This window comes from Ensifer sp. R1-3 (assembly GCF_056739175.1).
Genome location: NZ_CP096515.1, coordinates 1,972,918 through 1,989,726 on the forward strand (window position 1 = coordinate 1,972,918; position 16,809 = coordinate 1,989,726).

The 16,809-nt window shown below is 64.9% G+C and carries 19 protein-coding genes; 6 read left to right on the plus strand and 13 right to left on the minus strand.

Annotated features, from left to right (window positions below; translation table 11 throughout):
• Positions 1-32 precede the first annotated feature (32 nt).
• On the plus strand, positions 33-1,850 hold the full coding sequence (mutL, locus tag M1D43_RS09530; RefSeq protein WP_498813931.1) for a DNA mismatch repair endonuclease MutL: 1,818 nt from the start codon (positions 33-35) through the stop codon (positions 1,848-1,850).
• Between the two features lie 93 nt (positions 1,851-1,943).
• Positions 1,944-2,177 (plus strand): DUF2093 domain-containing protein, encoded by a 234-nt coding sequence (locus M1D43_RS09535; RefSeq protein WP_015007228.1) that lies wholly within the window; start codon positions 1,944-1,946, stop codon positions 2,175-2,177.
• A gap of 82 nt (positions 2,178-2,259) precedes the next feature.
• Here the strand turns inward: M1D43_RS09535 and M1D43_RS09540 are convergent, their stop codons facing one another.
• The 8 genes from M1D43_RS09540 to M1D43_RS09575 all read right to left on the minus strand — a co-directional run bounded on the left by M1D43_RS09540 (position 2,260) and on the right by M1D43_RS09575 (position 8,807).
• Positions 2,260-2,556 carry a type II toxin-antitoxin system RelE/ParE family toxin gene (locus M1D43_RS09540; protein WP_027989719.1) on the minus strand — a complete coding sequence of 99 codons (297 nt, stop codon included), beginning with the start codon at positions 2,554-2,556 and terminating at the stop codon, positions 2,260-2,262.
• Complete coding sequence (locus M1D43_RS09545; RefSeq protein ID WP_027989720.1) at positions 2,553-2,801, minus strand: type II toxin-antitoxin system ParD family antitoxin; 249 nt, start codon at positions 2,799-2,801, stop codon at positions 2,553-2,555. The genes M1D43_RS09540 and M1D43_RS09545 overlap by 4 nt, the downstream gene beginning before the upstream one ends.
• 154 nt (positions 2,802-2,955) lie before the next feature.
• Entirely contained in the window at positions 2,956-3,996 is a 1,041-nt protein-coding gene (gene lpxK / locus M1D43_RS09550; RefSeq protein ID WP_153312933.1) for a tetraacyldisaccharide 4'-kinase, read from the minus strand.
• 142 nt (positions 3,997-4,138) lie between these two features.
• Positions 4,139-4,849, minus strand: a complete 711-nt coding sequence (locus tag M1D43_RS09555) for an HAD family hydrolase (protein ID WP_153312935.1) — start codon at positions 4,847-4,849, stop codon at positions 4,139-4,141.
• A 36-nt stretch (positions 4,850-4,885) separates the two neighbouring features.
• Entirely contained in the window at positions 4,886-6,199 is a 1,314-nt protein-coding gene (gene waaA, locus M1D43_RS09560; RefSeq protein WP_003533683.1) for a lipid IV(A) 3-deoxy-D-manno-octulosonic acid transferase, read from the minus strand.
• Positions 6,200-6,236: 37 nt separating this feature from the next.
• Positions 6,237-6,473, minus strand: coding sequence for a DUF4170 domain-containing protein (locus M1D43_RS09565; RefSeq protein WP_003533684.1), 237 nt, complete (start codon positions 6,471-6,473; stop codon positions 6,237-6,239).
• Between the two features lie 60 nt (positions 6,474-6,533).
• Positions 6,534-7,352, minus strand: a complete 819-nt coding sequence (locus M1D43_RS09570) for a 3'(2'),5'-bisphosphate nucleotidase CysQ (protein ID WP_498813932.1) — start codon at positions 7,350-7,352, stop codon at positions 6,534-6,536.
• A 108-nt stretch (positions 7,353-7,460) separates the two neighbouring features.
• A complete protein-coding gene (locus tag M1D43_RS09575) occupies positions 7,461-8,807 on the minus strand; it encodes a TldD/PmbA family protein (protein WP_027989724.1) in 1,347 nt (448 codons plus the stop codon).
• 151 nt (positions 8,808-8,958) lie between these two features.
• Between M1D43_RS09575 and M1D43_RS09580 the strand changes: the two genes are divergently transcribed.
• From M1D43_RS09580 to M1D43_RS09590, 3 genes are all read left to right on the plus strand, one after another.
• Entirely contained in the window at positions 8,959-10,791 is a 1,833-nt protein-coding gene (locus tag M1D43_RS09580; protein ID WP_153313626.1) for a monovalent cation:proton antiporter-2 (CPA2) family protein, read from the plus strand.
• 138 nt (positions 10,792-10,929) lie between these two features.
• The gene (locus M1D43_RS09585; protein ID WP_003533689.1) at positions 10,930-11,184 is read left to right on the plus strand and encodes a type II toxin-antitoxin system VapB family antitoxin; all 255 of its coding nucleotides are present in this window, start codon (positions 10,930-10,932) and stop codon (positions 11,182-11,184) included.
• Positions 11,184-11,570 (plus strand): type II toxin-antitoxin system VapC family toxin, encoded by a 387-nt coding sequence (locus M1D43_RS09590; RefSeq protein ID WP_003533691.1) that lies wholly within the window; start codon positions 11,184-11,186, stop codon positions 11,568-11,570. Before M1D43_RS09585 ends, M1D43_RS09590 begins: the two co-directional genes overlap by 1 nt.
• Before the next feature lie 228 nt (positions 11,571-11,798).
• Here the strand turns inward: M1D43_RS09590 and M1D43_RS09595 are convergent, their stop codons facing one another.
• The 3 genes from M1D43_RS09595 to M1D43_RS09605 all read right to left on the minus strand — a co-directional run bounded on the left by M1D43_RS09595 (position 11,799) and on the right by M1D43_RS09605 (position 15,059).
• Positions 11,799-12,683: a patatin-like phospholipase family protein gene (locus M1D43_RS09595; protein WP_153313627.1), complete on the minus strand. Its 885-nt coding sequence runs from the start codon at positions 12,681-12,683 to the stop codon at positions 11,799-11,801.
• An 87-nt stretch (positions 12,684-12,770) separates the two neighbouring features.
• Positions 12,771-13,331, minus strand: coding sequence for a 16S rRNA (guanine(966)-N(2))-methyltransferase RsmD (gene rsmD / locus M1D43_RS09600; RefSeq protein WP_010968831.1), 561 nt, complete (start codon positions 13,329-13,331; stop codon positions 12,771-12,773).
• Positions 13,332-13,337: 6 nt separating this feature from the next.
• Complete coding sequence (locus M1D43_RS09605; protein ID WP_153313628.1) at positions 13,338-15,059, minus strand: pseudouridine synthase; 1,722 nt, start codon at positions 15,057-15,059, stop codon at positions 13,338-13,340.
• A 74-nt stretch (positions 15,060-15,133) separates the two neighbouring features.
• Here M1D43_RS09605 and M1D43_RS09610 point away from each other — a divergent pair, with 74 nt between their 5' ends.
• Positions 15,134-15,583, plus strand: a complete 450-nt coding sequence (locus M1D43_RS09610) for a nucleoside deaminase (RefSeq protein WP_003537305.1) — start codon at positions 15,134-15,136, stop codon at positions 15,581-15,583.
• A 42-nt stretch (positions 15,584-15,625) separates the two neighbouring features.
• Here the strand turns inward: M1D43_RS09610 and M1D43_RS09615 are convergent, their stop codons facing one another.
• Together M1D43_RS09615 and M1D43_RS09620 are read right to left on the minus strand one after the other, a co-directional pair.
• On the minus strand, positions 15,626-16,105 hold the full coding sequence (locus tag M1D43_RS09615) for a GNAT family N-acetyltransferase (protein WP_153313629.1): 480 nt from the start codon (positions 16,103-16,105) through the stop codon (positions 15,626-15,628).
• A gap of 62 nt (positions 16,106-16,167) precedes the next feature.
• A complete protein-coding gene (locus tag M1D43_RS09620) occupies positions 16,168-16,788 on the minus strand; it encodes a hypothetical protein (RefSeq protein WP_013844080.1) in 621 nt (206 codons plus the stop codon).
• Positions 16,789-16,809 lie beyond the last annotated feature (21 nt).

The window sequence follows — 16,809 nt, forward strand, 5'->3', positions numbered from 1 at the left end:
TCCCTCCCTCTCCGAATCCTGGAAAATAGGGCATGGCCATCAAGCAACTTTCCGAAACGCTCATCAACCAGATCGCCGCCGGCGAGGTCATCGAATGGCCGGCGAGCGCCGCGAAGGAATTGATCGAGAACGCGCTCGATGCGGGCGCGACCAGGATCGAGATCGCGACCGCCGGTGGCGGCAAGACGCTCCTCAGGGTCACCGACAACGGCATCGGCATGTCGCCGGCCGATCTCGAACTGGCGATCCGCCGACATTGCACCTCCAAGCTCGATGACAGCCTCGCCGACATCCGGACGCTCGGCTTCCGCGGCGAAGCCCTGCCTTCGATCGGATCGGTGGCGCGCCTGTCGATCACCACGAGGACGGCGGAGGCCCGGGAAGGCGCGGCGATCACGGTCACCGGCGGCAGGAGCGAACCCGCACGCCCGTCGGCCGCTATCGTAGGCACCGTGGTCGAGGTGCGCGACCTCTTCTTCGCGACCCCGGCGCGGCTGAAATTCATGAAGTCGGAAAAGGCCGAGGCGGCTGCGATCTCTGAAGTCGTCCGGCGTATGGCGATCGCCTTTCCGAGAGTGCGTTTCGCGCTTTCCGGCTCCGATCGCACGACGCTCGAATTCCCCGCAACAGGCGACGACCGGCTGGCACGGATGGCGCAGGTGCTCGGCCGCGACTTCCGCGACAATGCCATCGAGATCGACGCCGAGCGCGAGGGTGCACGGCTGACGGGCTTTGCCGGTGTCCCGACCTTCAACCGCGGCAATTCGCTTCAGCAATATGCCTTCGTCAACGGCCGCCCGGTCCAGGACAAGCTGATCATGTCCGCTCTCCGCGCCGCCTATGCCGAGACCATCCCGCAGGGGCGCTACCCGATCGCGGTTCTGTCGATCACGCTCGATCCGGCTCTAGTTGACGTCAACGTCCATCCGGCAAAATCGGACGTGCGCTTCCGCGATCCCGGACTGATCCGCGGCTTGATCATCGGCGCCATCCGCGAGGCGTTGACGCGTGAGGGAGACCGGGCGGCGACGACCGGGGCGCATGGATTGATGCGCGCCTTCCGCCCCGAGTTCCACCGGGCAGGCCAGCAAAGGCCGCAGGAACCCTGGAGTGCAGCCGCCTCGCCCCATCGGCCGCTGCGCTTCGAAGAGGCCGCGCGCGGTTTTGCAGAAGCACCACAGGCGGCCTTCTCTGATTTCGCCCAGCCGTCTGCGCGCAGCGCTGCCGCCGCCGTCGAGGCGACGCGGGCGACCGATGGACAGGCGGCCTCCTTCCCGCTTGGCGCCGCCCGCGCCCAGCTTCACGAAAACTATATCGTCGCCCAGACCGACGACGGCCTCGTCATCGTCGACCAGCACGCCGCCCATGAGCGGCTCGTCTTCGAGACGATGCGAACGGCGCTCCACGCCCGCCCGGTGCCCGCGCAGGCGCTGCTCATTCCGGAGATCGTCGGCCTGCCGGAAGACGATTGCGACCGGCTGATGGCGCATGCCGAGGAGTTCACGCGGCTCGGGCTGGCCATCGAGCGCTTCGGCCCGGCGGCGGTCGCCGTCCGCGAAACGCCGGCAATGCTCGGCGAGATGGACGCCGCCGGACTGGTGCGGCAGCTTGCCGACGAGCTTGCGGAATGGGACACGGCCAGTGGACTTGCAGGGCGGCTCGAATATCTGGCCGCCACCATGGCCTGCCACGGCTCCGTGCGCTCCGGCCGCCGCCTGCGCACCGAGGAGATGAACGCCCTGCTTCGCCAGATGGAGGCGACGCCCGGCTCCGGGCAATGCAATCACGGCCGGCCGACCTATATCGAACTCAAGCTCGCCGACATCGAGCGGCTTTTCGGCCGGAGTTGAGAACCTGCCGGAACCATATTCCGAAACCGCTGGTTTTTTGCAGAGCGCCACGATAGATCAGGACGTTCACGAGAAGACGAGGCCCGTTCAGGCATGATGAACCGTTTTGAAGGAAGCTCCTCCCGGGAGGCGAAGATCCGCTATCTCGACGGAGACTTCCAAGTCGTACTTGCCGGCTCGCACGTGATCTGTGCCGTTACGGGCAAGCCCGTCCCGGTCGATGAACTGCGTTACTGGAGTGTCGCCCGCCAGGAAGCTTACGTCGATGCTGCCGCCTCGCTCGAGGCTGACCGGCGCGCCGGCGTTTTGCCGGGTCAGCGGCCATAGAGCACTTCACTCTTCTGTCAGCCCCTCGCCCGCTTGCCGGCACCTCTGCCTGTTCTGACGCTCGACTAAGGAACAGGGACCATCAGAGAAATCGCTCGAAGTCCATGCGTTCATGCAGAATGCGCAGGATTTCCACATCGCCCCGCTCATCGCGCCGGAAGAAGATCACATGCCGGTTGCAGGGACAGCACAGAAGATCGCGGCGCAGATCGCTCCGGTCCTTGCCAAGAACGCTCGAACGAGCCAGAGCGGCAAAGGTTTCATCGAGCTTTGTCAGGTAGCGGATGGCCTGATCTTCTCCCCACATTTCCAGTGTGTAGGCGCCTATCAGGTCAAAATCCGCCTCAGCTTGAAGCGTGAGCCGGAATGTCGCCGTCAAGTCCGCGCCCGCAGCTTTGCAAGGGATTTTTCAAGCGAGTAGTCCGCGAACTCCCCTCGCTCGGCCTGCTGCCATGCGGGTTCGATGGCCTCGCGCAGACGTTGCAGCCTGGCCTCATCGGTCTCATCGGCCGCAATCTTCAGCCGCAGCGCCTCCCGAACCACCTCGGACGCGTTGTTGTAAAGCCCGGACTGGACCTTGCTCTTCACGTAGTCTTCCAATTTTTCCGTCAGCGAGATGTGCATGGGAACGTCTCTCCCGGTAGGAAACTTCAAAGATTGACAATCCTTGGATACCACGCCGGCTTATACTGATCAATGAACACCGGAAGCTTCATCGCCGTCGGCGACAATATCTACAACTTTGCCTTCCCAGCACGATGCCCCTCCGTAACCGGTATTAGCCCGCCTTGCGCTCGCGCAATCGGCGGGCACGGGCGGAGGCAAGTGCCGCCTCGATGATCTTTCCCGGCGCCGCCGGATCGTCGAAGCGCACTTCGATCTCGATCACGCGGCTCTTTGCCGCCAGTTCCCCGGCCCGTCCGTGGCCGGGCTCCAGGCGGACCATGTCCTTGGCCGTGGTCACCAGCGTGTAGCCCCGGCTTGCGGCGCGGTCGATTAGGTCGGCAATCTCGTCCTCGGAGAAATGATGGTGATCCGGGAAGCTCCGGGTCTCTTCGATGACCGCGCCGGTCTCGCGAACGGTCTTGAAGAACTTCTCCGGATCGGCAATTCCGGCCCAGGCAAGGACCTTGACGCCGTCGAGCGACCCTGCATCCGTGCGCACCGTTTCGGCCACATAGACGGGCTTGCCGGCCCGAGCCGCCCGGCGGACGAGAGGATCGGCGGCGGAACCGTGGCCGAGTTTCAGCAGAGCGTTGGCATGGCGCAGCTGATTGCCGATCGGCGCCCGAACGGGGCCGGAAGGCACGAGATGGCCGTTGCCGATACCGCGGCCGGAATCGACCACGAGAAGGGCGAAATCGAAGACGAGCCGGGCACTCTGGAATCCGTCATCCATGATGATGATGTCAGCGCCTTCCGCGGCAAGCTTGCGTGCGCCATCCACTCTGCGGCGGCAGATCACCGTGAGCGCCTCGCGGGCAAGCAGCAGCGGCTCGTCGCCGACATCGCGCGCGCGATGGTGCTCGGGGTCGACCACGGTCGTGACGTCCAGCGACCCGCCATAACCGCGGCTCAGGAAAGCGGGCTTCAGGCCGCGTGCCCTGGCGGCCCGCGCAATCGCGATCGCCGTCGGCGTCTTTCCGGCTCCGCCGACGGTGAAGTTGCCGATGCAGATCAGCGGTACGGCGGAGGTCGCCCGCCGCGCCCGGTCCATGCGCATCCCGGCGATCCGGCCGTACACCCAGGAAAAGGGCCAAAGAGCGTAGGCGCGCCAGTCGGCCTTGGTCCACCAGAACGGGGGCGCTTCTGAAACCATCTTTACTCGTAAATATCCGTGCGGCCGCTCCTGGCACCTCGTGGGCAGGAAGGGCAAATCCAGAACTTTCCGCCGCCGGCATCGGCCGTGAGCGGTGTGACCGGCGACAAAGAACGTCAGAACGGAGAAAAAGGCAAGCCGATCAGTTGGTGAGCACCGCTTCCAGCTCGGTAATATCGGCGAGGCAGTGGTCGCAAGCCGCGGCAAGCGACTGGCGCGATCCCGTGCCGGTCAAGACGGCAACCGTCATGCCGACGCCGGCACTGCGGCCCATATGCATGTCGTGATTGTTGTCGCCGACCACGGCCACTTGGTCGGGTGCAAGCCCCGTTGCGGCACAAAACCCGAGCACCATGCCGGGCTCCGGCTTTGTCCCAAAGCCGCTGTCGTAGCCGGCGACGTAATGCAGGTAGTCCTCGAAGCCGAAGCGCTTGGCGGTCTCCCGGATCGACCGCTCGTTGTCGCTCGAGGCGACGCCGAGCCGGTAACCTTTCGCGTGCAATCCGGCAAAAAAGGAAGCGAGATCGGTCACGGGCACGGCATAATGCGCGGATTGTGCAAAGAGCCCGTCGAACAGCGCCGTCAATTCTCCCACGGTAAACGGCGCGCCGGCGCCGACCATGCCGGTGGCAATCTCCACCGTATTGCCGGCCGCAAGCAGGCTGTCGGGAACGACATGTCCGCTGTCCGGATCCATCCCGCCCGCCTGAAGGAGGACACGCGCGAGGCTCTCGTTGCCCTTGGCGGCGATCCGCGCCAGCTCGTAATTCACCGGCACCCAGCTCTTCACATAATCGAGAAGGGTGCCGTCCTTGTCGAACAATATGCCGGCGATCGGTTTCGTTGCGGGCATGATCCCTTCCAGAATCGAGGCTTCAGGCTTCGGTTTTCAGGCTTCCGGGCGCGGCTCCAGCCGCGCCTTCACCACCAGCGGGTTGATGTAGGGATCGAGCCCCTTCATCGTCGCCGTCAGCGCGCCCCGCATCTGTTGCACGGTTTCGAGTCCGGCATCGATCATCGAGCGACGCATGTCGTCGTTGGCGAGCAGGTAGTTGACGCCCTTGGCGAGCATCTCCGTATCGCGCACGATCTTAGCGCTGCCGTTCTTGGCGAGCATCTGGTACGTCTCGCGGAAATTCTGAACGTTTCCGCCGGAAAGCACCGCGCAGCCGAGCATTGCCGGCTCGAGCGGGTTCTGGCCGCCCTCGGCGAATAGCGAACGTCCGACGAAAGCGACTTCCGTCAGCCGCAGATAGAGCCCCATCTCGCCGATCGTATCCCCGAGTAGAATGTCGACTTCAGGTGTGACCGGATCGCCGCGCGTGCGGCGCGCGACCTTCAACCCCTTCGCGACCAGGGCAGCCTCGATCGCGTCGCAACGCTCCGGATGGCGAGGAACGATGATCGTCAGCAGGCCGGTTCTCTCCTTCAGCGCCTGGTGGACCGTCCCGGCCGCATTCTCCTCACCCTCGAAGGTCGAGATCGCAGCCCAGGTCTTTCGCGCACCGATCTGCTGGCGGTATTCGCGCAGGTCCCGGGGATCGTGCGGCGGCGCCTCGTTGTCCACCTTGAGGTTGCCGGAGACGGTGACCGGGAGCGCACCGAGCGTGCGGAAACGCTCCGCATCGACATCGGACTGAGCGATGACGAGCGCGAGATTTTCGAAGAGAGCATCGGCAAGCGACGGCCGGCGCCTCCATCGGGCGAAGGTGCGGTCGGAAAGGCGGCCATTGACCAGAACCTGCGGAATATGGCGCCGGCCGAGCTCGATGATCGTCATCGGCCAGATTTCCGATTCTGCGATGATTGCCAGATCCGGCTGCCAATATTCCAGGAAACGGCTCACCGCCGGCTTGAAATCGAGCGGCACATACTGGTGCACGACGGCCGAGCCCAATCGCTCTGCGGCGACCCGCGCCGAGGTCGTCGTACCGGTGGTCAGCACCACGGCGATGCCGCGGCGGCGGATCTCCTTGATCAGCGGAGTGACTGCATTCGTCTCTCCGACACTGGCTGCGTGGAACCAGACGAGGGGGCCCTGGGGACGCGGCGCACTGGCATAGCCATAGCGTTCGCGCCGGCGTGCCGGGTCCTCCTTGCCCTTCGCCGCGCGGAGCGCAAGATAGGACCAGAAGAAGGGATAGACGGCCGTTCCGAGCCAGCGATAGCCGGAAAGTGCCAGCCTTGCGCGCAGGCTGCTCATGAACGCTTGCCCTCCGCCGCGTCCGACGCCGACGGCATTACTTCGCTTCCGGATCGAGCAGGCGATGCATGTGGACGATGAAGTAGCGCATATGCGCATTGTCGACGGTCATCTGGGCCTTGGCTTTCCAGGCGACATGCGCGCTCTCGTAGTCCGGGAAGATGCCGACGATATCCAGATTTTCGAGGTCGCGAAACTGCACGCCGGTTAGCGTCGCCAGTTCGCCGCCGAAGACGAGGTGCAGCCGTTGTTTTTTCTCGGAGTCGTGAGCCATCGAAGTTCCATCTGTGTTCTTATTGGTGTTGGGGTGGTTTGCGGCATTCGCCCCTAAAGGTCAATGGGGCTCAAGCGGCCTGGAGGCGGCGAGCAATGCCGGCAGCGCGGTTCCCGAGGCGGCCCCCAGAACGCCGTGGGTGACAGTCGGGCGGTTATAGGACAGGGGCTCGCCATCGAGACCGCAAAGCGCCCCGCCGGCGCGCGAAAGGATGAGGTCGGCGGCCGCTAAATCCCAATCGTGCGAATTCCGCTTGACGATCGTACCGTCGATGCGGCCATCCGCGATCATCGCAAGACGATAGGCGAGCGACGGTACGTGCGAGACGCGCATCATCGTGTTGCGATAGGGTAATGCCAGCCTGCCCATGACATCCTCGGCCGCCGCCACCTTCAGCACCGCGCCGGATTCCGCCTCCCGCACGGCAATCGCCTTGCCGTTCTTCCGCGCTTCGCCATCGCGGGTCGCCTGGAATATCTCGTTGAGGGAGGGCGCATAGAGAACGCCGGCCACAGGCTGGCCATGGTGGACGATGGCGACGCTGACGCACCAGAGATCCTTGCCGGCGATGAAGGCTCGGGTGCCGTCGATGGGATCGACCACAAAGACGGTCTCGCGGACGAGGCGGCTTTCGTCGTCGTCGGTCTCCTCCGAAAGCCAGCCATAGTCCGGCCGTGCAGCGAGCAGCCGCCCCTTGAGGATGTCGTTGGCGGCGAGGTCGGCCTCGCTTACGGGGGAACGGCCCTCATTTTTCCAGCGGACGTCCAGCGTCTTGCGGAAATAGCCGAGCGCAGTGTCGCCCGCCGCGACTGCAGCAGTAAGAATGAGTTCGAGGTCCTCGTCCCAGGCCGGGAGGATCGAAAAGGCTGTTTCTGACATGCAAATCCTTACACGCGGCGCTGTAGCACTTTGATCTGCTGCATGTTTTTGTCCTTTAATCGGATACGATTAAAGGAAACATGCAGTAGTGCAACGCGCCGCCCACATTCATGTTCCGGCGATGGTCATCCCTTCGACCGCAAGCGTCGGCGCGGCGATGCCGAACTTCCTGTCGATGTCGTCGGCCGGCGTCAGCGCCATGAACATCTGCTTGAGATTGGAGGCGATCGTGACCTCGGAAACGGGATAGAGGATTTCGCCGTTTTCGATCCAGAAGCCGGAGGCGCCGCGACTATATTCGCCCGTCACCATGTTGACACCCTGGCCGATGAGTTCGGTGACATAGAAGCCGGTGCCGACGCCGCGGATCAGGTCGTCGCGCGAGATGGAGCCGGGCTCGAGGGCGAGATTGGTAGAGGCCGGGCTGACCGCCGGCCCGCCGCGAACGCCGCGCCCGTTGGTTTCGAGGCCGAGCTCCCTGGCCGCGGACGTGGACAGGAACCAATGGCGCAGCACGCCATCCTCGACCATCGACAGTTTCGAGCCGCTGACCCCCTCCCCGTCGAAAGGACGCGAGGAGGCGCCGCGGACGATCAACGGATCGTCGGTAACGGCAATGCCCGATTTCATGATCTGCTTGCCCATCATGTCGCGCAGGAAGCTCGTCTTGCGGGCAACCGACGCGCCGTTGATGGCTCCCGCCAGGTGTCCGACGAAGCCGCGTGCGACGCGCGGATCGAAAACCACCGTAACGTTCTTCTGCGTCGCGACGCGGCGGGGATTGACGCGGGCCGCCGCCCGCTCGCCGGCGACGCGGCCGATATCCTCGGCAGTGCGGAGCTCATCGAAATAGAGGCGGCTGTCGAAATCATAGTCGCGCTCCATTTTGGTGCCTTCGCCGGCGATCGCGCTGACGGAGCAGCCGAAACGGGTGGCCATATAGGAGCCGGAAAAACCATGAGACGTGACGAGCACGAGCCCGCCCATGCCGGCCGATGCGCCGGCCCCGCTGGAATTGGTGACGCCGGCGACCGAAAGCGCGGCCCCTTCGGCGGCGAGCGCCGCCTCCGTGAGTGCTTCGGTCGATACGTCGCGACTGTCGAAAAGTTCGAGATCCGGATAGGACTTCGCCAGGCGATCGGGGTCGGCGAGCGAAGCGTAAGGATCCTCCGGCGACGCCTTCGCCATCGCCACCGCACGCTCTGCCAGGACCTTCAAATCGAAGCCCGGATTGGCGGAGACGCTGGCAACGCGCCGCCCGACAAAGACCCTGAGCGAGAAATCGTCGCTCTCGGAAGCTTCCGTCGCCTCCACCTTGCCGAGCCGCACCGAAACGGAACGGGAGCGGCCACGCACCACCACGGCATCTGCGGCATCCGCGCCGGCGCGGCGGGCCTGATCGACAAGCTCGGCGGCGCGTTGCTCGAGGACGGCGGAATCGATCGTCTCAGACATGATTTTGGCCTTTCATTCCTGTCCCATTTATTGTGCACTGAAGCATGCATCAAGGGCATCATCGTGATTCCCGCCCCAGCAGCAAAATGATATCCGGCCGAACAAGCCCTCCCCCACGGGCCCCCCGGCCGTTATAGCGGAAGCACCGAGCATGGAAACGACAACGATAATCTATTCGCAGGCGCTCATGCTGCTTGCCGGCGCCGTGATCGCAGCGCCGCTGTTCAAGCGTCTCGGGCTCGGCACCATCCTCGGCTATCTCGCCGCCGGCATCCTGATCGGTCCCGTCGCCCAGCAAATCACGGAAGGCGAAGAGATCCTGCATGTCTCGGAACTTGGCGTCGTCTTCCTGCTGTTCATCATCGGCCTCGAGCTGAAACCGTCGCGGCTGTGGCAGATGCGGCGCGACATTTTCGGTCTCGGTACGGCGCAGGTCGTGATCACCGGCCTCGTTCTTTCGTTCCTGATCGCGTTCAGCGGTCTTCTCGAAGGCGCCGGCAGCATCGTCGCCGGGTTCGGCCTGGCGCTTTCTTCCACGGCCTTCGCCATGCAGATCCTGGAGGAAAACAACGATACCAACACGCGCTACGGCCAACGCGCCTTCTCCATTCTCCTGCTCCAGGACCTGGCGATCGTGCCTCTGCTTGCCATCATTCCGCTGATGGCGGCGCAAGCGCCGGAGGACACGACCACGCCGCTCGAGGATTTCGCGATCGCGATCGCCGCCGTGGCCGCGCTTTTCGCCGCCGGTCGTTATCTCCTCAATCCGCTCTTCCAGGTGATCGCGCGCACGGGGGCGCGCGACGTCATGATCGCAGCCGCGCTTCTCGTCGTCATGGGCGCGGCGACGATGATGCAGCTCGCCGGCCTTTCCATGGCGATGGGCGCCTTCCTTGCCGGCGTACTGCTGGCGGAATCGTCCTATCGCCACGAGCTGGAGGCCGACATCGAGCCTTTCCGCGGTATCCTCCAGGCGCTTTTCTTCATGGCGGTCGGCCTGTCGCTCGAGCTCCAGGTCGTGGCGGAGAACCTGCTGAGCATCATCATCGCGGTGCCCGTGCTGATGCTGGTGAAGAGTCTGGTCCTTTATGGGCTTTGCCGCGCCGCCGGCTCACGCCATAACGACGCCGTCCGGATCGGCCTGCTTCTGCCGCAGGGCGGCGAGTTCGGCTTCGTGCTCTTTACCGCAGCCGCTGCGGCCGGCGTCTTCTCGCAAGCCACCTCCTCGCTGCTCGTCGCCATCGTCACGCTCTCCATGGCGCTGACGCCGGTGGCAGCGATGCTCTCCAGGCGGCTGATGCATAAGCAGGACGAACTGGCCGAGGAAATCGAAGAGGATTTCGAGGGTGCCGGCGCCGGCGCCGACGTGCTGATGATCGGTTTTTCCCGCTTCGCCCAGATCGCTTCGCAGATCCTGCTCGCCGGCGGCCGCGACGTAACGATCATCGACCATTCCGCGGCGCGCGTGCGTCAGGCGGCCACATTCGGCTTCCGCATCTATTTCGGCGACGGAACACGCCTCGACGTCTTGAGGGCGGCCGGGATAGAGAAGGCGAAGATCGTCGCCGTATGCACGCAGAAAAAGGAGGTCACGGACAAGATCATCGATCTCGTCCATGCCGAATACCCGAATGCCCGCATCTTCGCGCGCTCCTACGACCGCCAGCACACGCTGGAACTGCGCGCGCGAGGGGTCGACTACGAACTGCGCGAGACGTTCGAGTCGGGTCTGCTTTTCGGCCGCAAGACGCTCGAGGCGCTCGGCGTGAACGGCGATGAAGCCATCGGCATCATGGACGATATCCGCCGCCGCGACGAGGCAAGGCTGGTGCTCCAGGAAGCGGAGGGCATCACCGCCGGCCGCGACATGCTGCATTCAAGGCCCGTCCGGCCGGAACCGCTGGTAAAGCCGAAGCGTGAAGTCACGCAGCCTGACGACGCTCTGGCGGATCTTGCCGACGAGACGCTGGAAAAGGCGGAGTGACTTCAGGGCCGACATGACCCCCAGGAAGTCCGCGTCACCACCCATTGACCGGCCCTGCTGCCGCATATGGACGTGCGTTCTGGATATCAAAGCGCCATTCTGGTAGAATATAGATCGACAGGAACCAGGAAGCATCTGATGGCGCTGAGCATCAAGGACACTGAAACCGAGCAGCTTGCCCGCACACTTGCCCGGCGGACAGGGGAATCCATCACGCTTGCCACCAAGCGTGCCCTCGAAGAACGATTGCGCCGAACCGACACCGCTGCCCGGCGCGCGGCTCTTCTGGAGGATCTGGAAGCCATTCAACGCCGCTGGAATGCCATGCCCGTCCTCGACAGTCGCAGCTCCGATGACATTATCGGTTATGACGAAGATGGACTCCCCTCATAATGGTCATCGACACATCCGCCATTGCCGCGATTGCCTTCAATGAACAGGAGGCCGGAAGTTTCCGCGAAAAAATCGCGGACGACCCGGTTCGGCTCATCTCCGCGGCAACCGCTCTGGAAGCGGCCATGGTAATCGAAACCCGGTTAGGCGAAGCTGCCGGAGCGGAACTTGATCTTTGGCTTTACAAGGCAAACGTGGAGATTGTTGCGGTAACCGCCGAGCATATGGACCAGGCCCGCCGTGCCTGGCGCCGTTTCGGCAAAGGCCGTCATCCGGCCGGTTTGAATTTCGGTGATTGTTTTTCCTATGCCCTGGCCTTTCTGACAAATGAACCGCTTCTCTTCAAGGGAAGCGATTTCTCGCAAACCGATATCCCGGCGGCGTAACGCTCGCGCAGCTGGTCCCGCAGGAAGCGGAGGGCATCACCGCCGGCCAACAGTTCATTGGCCCCTCACCCTAGCCCTCTCCCCGTTCTGACGGAAAGAGAGGACGTGCCCGATGATACGACGACGGTCATCGTGGCGAAGGCAGTGCTGCGAGTCCCTTCGCCCCGCCTGCGGGGAGAAGGTGCCGGCAGGCGGATGAGGGGCACCTGTGGAAGCTCGTGCCCGGCCTTATATCCCTTTCCTCCACCGATCGATGCGCTCTGCCAGCGCGCGCTTCACCTCGTCCTTGGTCCCGCTGGTGGCGGCAAGCAGTTCCTGGGCGCGCAGGAAATCGAGCACGCGGAACCGTCCGACATCGGGACGCAGGAGAATATCCGGTGCGCCGGCCTGCATCTTCATGGTGATGATCGACTGCATCATCAACTGGGTCGCGCCGAACAGGCTGTCGATACGGCTCGGGATCGTCTCGCCGTCACCGTCCGGCCCGCCGACGACATCGACGGCGACGACGATATCTGCCAGTCCGCGCAGGTGATCGAAGGGGATCGGATTATAGATGCCGCCGTCGATCATCACGCGGCCGTCGATCTTCACCGGCATGAAGACCGCCGGCAGGGCGCAGGAGGCAGCGAGCGCCTTGTAGAGGTCGCCGCTTTCGCATACCCGCTCCGTCTGCCCGTAATAGTCCGTGACGATGATTTTAAGGGGGAGTGCCAGATCGGAGAAGCGGAGAGGCACCGCCTCGGGCAGGAAGGCCTTCAGCACGCGCTCTATATTGAACTGGCCGACGCGGAAACCGCTCGCCACAGCCTCGGCAAGACTGGTCGGCCTCAGTCGCCATAGGCGGTTGAGCACCTCCCCACGCCGGCCGACGGTCGAAAGTACGTGTTCGCGGATTTCCCTCCCGCTCATGCCAGCGGCCACGCCCGCGCCCATGAGGGCGCCGATCGACGAACCGGCGACGACTGCGGGGCGGAGCCCCATCTCATCGAGCGCCTCGATGACATGGATGTGGGCAAGTCCCCGCGCACCGCCTCCGCCGAGCGCAAGCGCGATGGTCGGCTCTCCCTCGCTACCCGCGGCTTTGCGTATCGTGGATAGGTTCTGCTCCATCGCCACCTCCGTCACCGGCCATCCTGCACGACGGGCAGGCCGAGATCACGCGGAATCTGAGCCGCTCCGGCCGACTTTGCGCCGATCTCAGACGCCTCGGAAGCGCAAAAAATGCATGAGCGTGTCGCCGAAGGCGCGTTCATCGACCGATTCGAAACTTTCGGAAAACTGCGGCCGGACGTCCGCGCGCTCCTCCAGGATTGCAAGGGCACCCGGAACGAGCCAACCGCCGCGCGCGGCCGCGCTCAGAGCGCGTTCGCCGAGGCCCTTGCCATAGGGCGGATCTGCGAACACCAGATGAAACGGCTCCATCGTCCCGACCGGCCCGAGATCTGTCGCGTCGCGGCGAAAGATCTTGGCCCGGCCCTGAAGGCCGAGCGCCTCGATATTGATGCGCAGCAGCCCGCGTCCCTCGACCCCTTGCTCGACGAAGAGAACCTGCCGGCAACCGCGCGATAGCGCCTCGAGCCCGATGGCCCCCGTGCCCGCGAAAAGATCGAGAACGCGCGTTCCGTCAAGCGCCTCCGGATAGGCGTGGCTCAGGATGTTGAACAGGCTCTCGCGCGCGCGGTCCGTGGTCGGGCGGATATCGTCCGATTTCGGCGCGGCCAGCGTGCGGCCGCGGAATTCTCCACCGACGATGCGCACGGCCGCCTACTTCCCCCTGCCCTGCGGCCCCTTGCCCGGCGGCTTACCGCCGCCCGGACGATTGCCGGGCTTGCCGCCACCCGGACGGCCGCCGGGCTTGCCTTCAGCGGGTCTGCTGCCGGCGGGCTTTCCGGCACGCGGGCCGGACGAACGATGGGCGGCCGGCTTTCCCGAAGCCGGCTTTGCAGCAACCGGTTTTCCGCCGGCGCTCGCGCGTGGCCGGTCGCCGGCAAAGCTCTTCTTGCCTTCGCCACGCGGCGGCCGAGCGCTCTCCTTGCGTCCTTCGGACGAGGTGCGGTCGTCGGCCGGGCGGACCGCTCGCTCGCCATTGGGCCGGCGCGGCGGACGGTCGCCATGGTCGCGGGATTTCCGCTCCGCGCTTTCGAGCGGGCGACGCCTCTCGAAGCCGCCGGCGCCCGCGGCGTCCTTGCGACCGGCGGATTTACCCGCCTTGCCCTGGCGTTCCGCATCGAAGCCGCCCGCTTTCGCCGCAGCGTCCTTCGGGCGGTCGCGGCGTTTACCTTCCGCAGGCGCGCGCCGCGCCGCCTTCGGCGACAGGTCTTCCTCCCCTGCCTTCGGCTTTTTCTCGACGGTCGGACGCGCACCCGGCGCCATCCAGACGTTGGAAGAGCGGTTGCGCCGGACTGGCGGGCGCGCCGGACGCTCCTCCGGCTTCCCGCGGCTGCGGCCGCGTTCGCTCGGGCGACCATCGTCGCGGCGGGTATCGAGGCGGGCAAGAGCACGCTCGCGCTTGTCCTCGGCCTTCTCGCGTTTGCTGCCCCATTCCGCCTTGCCGTGATCGGCGGGCTCCGCTTCGGGCTCGGCAGCAGCCGGCTGGTCGTTATAGATCGGCGCGTCGAAATTCGCCTTGGAGTCGGCTATCAGCCGTGGCCCTAGCTGTTCGCGCAGCGTGCGGCCGCGTATTTCCTGAACCTGGCCGATCGGCAGCTCGCCGAGCTGGAACGGACCGTAGGAGATGCGGATCAGCCGGTTGACGTCGAGGCCGAGCGCGCCGAGAACATTCTTGATCTCACGGTTCTTGCCTTCCCGCAGGCCCATGGTGATCCAGACGTTCGAACCTTGCACCCGGTCCAGCGTCGCCTCGATCGCTCCGTAAAGGACGCCGTCTACCGCGATGCCCTCCTTCAGACGGTCGAGCGCCTCCTGATCGATTTCCCCGTGCGCCCGCACGCGGTAGCGGCGCAGCCAGCCGGTCGACGGCAGCTCGAGCACGCGCGCAAGCCCGCCGTCGTTCGTCAGGAGCAGCAGGCCCTCGGTATTGATGTCGAGGCGACCGACCGACAGAACGCGCGGCAGTTCTTCGGGCAGGTTCTCGAAGACCGTCGGACGGCCTTCCGGATCGGCATTGGTCGTCACGAGGCCGCCCGGCTTGTGATAGAGCCAGAGACGCGTCCGTTCGATGCCGCGGATCGGATGGCCGTCGACCTCGATCCTGTCGGCGAGCGTCGCATTGACGACCGGCGTGTCGAGCACGACGCCATTGAGGCTCACCCGCCCTTCCATGATCATCCGCTCGACGTCGCGACGCGACGCGACGCCTGCGCGTGACAGTATCTTCGAAATGCGCTGCGGCTCGTCCGCACCGGTGGGCGCCGCCGGACCACTGCCGGCTGCCCGTGCCGCAGGCTTCTCGCTGCCGGAATGAGGTTTCTTGTCGCGACCCTTGGCCTTGCCGCCGGGCCTCGTGGGCTTGTCTTTGGATGTCATTTGTGTTGCCTGCCTTTTGCGGCTGTCCTATCAGGTCGTAGGCCGTGGGTTAAGAGGAAATTGTCGAACGAACAATGGCAGAAACGGCGCGCTTCATGCAGGCGGCCCTTCAGGAGGCCCGAAAAGCGGCGGCACGCGGCGAAGTGCCGATCGGCGCCGTCGTCGTGCTCGACGGCAAGATGATCGCCGCTGCAGGAAACCGCACCCGCGAACTCAACGACATCACCGCCCATGCGGAGATCGAGGCCATCCGCCACGCCGCGGCGGCCGTCGGCGACGAGCGTCTTTCGGGAGCCGACCTCTATGTCACTCTCGAGCCCTGCACCATGTGTGCGGCCGCGATCTCCTTCGCTCGCATCCGCCGCCTCTATTATGGCGCGGAGGATCCGAAAGGCGGCGCGGTCGACAACGGCGTCAGGTTCTATGCTTCTCCCACCTGCCACCACGTGCCGGATGTCTATTCCGGTCTTGCCGAGCGGGAGGCCGCCGACATTCTGCGCGAATTCTTCGCCGGCCGGCGTTAAAAGCACTTCGGGGTAGCGTTTTCCCCGGGAGCGCGTGAAGTGTCAGTCCGCTGCGAACGCTTCCAGCCCCTTGCCGGCGAGCCGGTAACGCGTCCATTCCGACATGGGCTCCGCCCCGACGGCCTCATAGACGCGGATGGCGGGCTCGTTCCAGTCAAGCACGCTCCATTCGAAGCGGCCGCAGCCTTCCGCGACTGCCGTCCGCGCCAGGTGCTTCAGGAGCGCCTTGCCGGCGCCCGAGCCCCTAAACTCCGGCGAGACGTAAAGATCCTCCAGATAAAGCCCCTTGCGCGCCTGCCAGGTGGAATAGCTGTAGAACCAGATGGCAAAGCCCGCGGGCTTGCCGTCCGCTTCGCAGATCACGGCGCGCGCGACGGCATCGGCTCCGAAGAGCGACTCGTGCACGCGCTCGACGGTCGCCTCGACCTCGTGCGGCGCCTTTTCATAAGTTGCGAGTTCCGTAATGAAACGGAGGATCGTCGCAGTGTCACCGGGAACGGCATCGCGAATGCTGATAGCCATGGCTTAGGACCAATTCCAAAACTTGGATGCGAGCGGAACCGCGCGCACTTTCTCATTCCGCTCTAAAACGGCCAGTACCACTTGCTTCCGGAGTTCTTGATCTGCGCCTCCTTCTTGCGGCGGCGCTCCTTGTCCTTCTCCGGTTCCCCGAGATCGACTTCGGAGCCCTCCGGCAGTCGACGGTATTCGAGCGGCGGGTCGCTCAGGAAGCGTCGCTTGTCCGAGTAGGCGCCCTGCTCGATCTTGCGCGCCTGGCGATAGGCCTCCTGCTGCTCCTTGGCGGAAAGGCGGCGGCCGTTGGCATTCGCTTTTGCCAGCGGCGAGACGTAGTTGGGATCGTTCTTGTTGGCGTCCGCCTCGTCGCGCAGACGCGCGCGCGTCTCTTCGGGAGACTCGACCCAGGCCGGGTTGGCCTCGCGGCTTGCAAGCGACTGCTGCGGTTCGACAAGAGCGGTCTGCTGCTGTTGCGGCGGCAGCACCAAACCGGGGCGCGGCTGATACTTGACCGGATCCTTCTTCGCGGGAGCGAGGCTGACCGCGCTGCCGAGATCGTCGAGCAAATGCTCGCCAGCCGTCTTGTCCGTGCCATAGGTCGGGCCGCCGATGCAGCCGGAAAGCACCAGGCCTCCCGCCAGGATGGCGGCAATGCCGGCGGCCAATCGCAACTCTCGCGTCATTCCCATGAGATTCCTTCCAGCCGGCCG

Excerpts from the sequence above, each read along its gene's own strand:
- mutL (WP_498813931.1), top strand. The coding sequence starts at position 33 with ATGGCCATCAAGCAACTTTCCGAAACGCTCATCAACCAGATCGCCGCC.
- M1D43_RS09620 (WP_013844080.1), bottom strand. The coding sequence starts at position 16,788 with ATGGGAATGACGCGAGAGTTGCGATTGGCCGCCGGCATTGCCGCCATC.
- M1D43_RS09590 (WP_003533691.1), top strand. The coding sequence starts at position 11,184 with ATGGTCATCGACACATCCGCCATTGCCGCGATTGCCTTCAATGAACAG.
- M1D43_RS09575 (WP_027989724.1), bottom strand. The coding sequence starts at position 8,807 with ATGTCTGAGACGATCGATTCCGCCGTCCTCGAGCAACGCGCCGCCGAG.
- M1D43_RS09610 (WP_003537305.1), top strand. The coding sequence starts at position 15,134 with ATGGCAGAAACGGCGCGCTTCATGCAGGCGGCCCTTCAGGAGGCCCGA.
- M1D43_RS09615 (WP_153313629.1), bottom strand. The coding sequence starts at position 16,105 with ATGGCTATCAGCATTCGCGATGCCGTTCCCGGTGACACTGCGACGATC.
- M1D43_RS09605 (WP_153313628.1), bottom strand. The coding sequence starts at position 15,059 with ATGACATCCAAAGACAAGCCCACGAGGCCCGGCGGCAAGGCCAAGGGT.
- M1D43_RS09545 (WP_027989720.1), bottom strand. The coding sequence starts at position 2,801 with ATGCACATCTCGCTGACGGAAAAATTGGAAGACTACGTGAAGAGCAAG.
- M1D43_RS09535 (WP_015007228.1), top strand. The coding sequence starts at position 1,944 with ATGATGAACCGTTTTGAAGGAAGCTCCTCCCGGGAGGCGAAGATCCGC.
- M1D43_RS09555 (WP_153312935.1), bottom strand. The coding sequence starts at position 4,849 with ATGCCCGCAACGAAACCGATCGCCGGCATATTGTTCGACAAGGACGGC.
- M1D43_RS09565 (WP_003533684.1), bottom strand. The coding sequence starts at position 6,473 with ATGGCTCACGACTCCGAGAAAAAACAACGGCTGCACCTCGTCTTCGGC.
- M1D43_RS09585 (WP_003533689.1), top strand. The coding sequence starts at position 10,930 with ATGGCGCTGAGCATCAAGGACACTGAAACCGAGCAGCTTGCCCGCACA.
- M1D43_RS09580 (WP_153313626.1), top strand. The coding sequence starts at position 8,959 with ATGGAAACGACAACGATAATCTATTCGCAGGCGCTCATGCTGCTTGCC.
- M1D43_RS09570 (WP_498813932.1), bottom strand. The coding sequence starts at position 7,352 with ATGTCAGAAACAGCCTTTTCGATCCTCCCGGCCTGGGACGAGGACCTC.
- waaA (WP_003533683.1), bottom strand. The coding sequence starts at position 6,199 with ATGAGCAGCCTGCGCGCAAGGCTGGCACTTTCCGGCTATCGCTGGCTC.
- lpxK (WP_153312933.1), bottom strand. The coding sequence starts at position 3,996 with ATGGTTTCAGAAGCGCCCCCGTTCTGGTGGACCAAGGCCGACTGGCGC.
- M1D43_RS09595 (WP_153313627.1), bottom strand. The coding sequence starts at position 12,683 with ATGGAGCAGAACCTATCCACGATACGCAAAGCCGCGGGTAGCGAGGGA.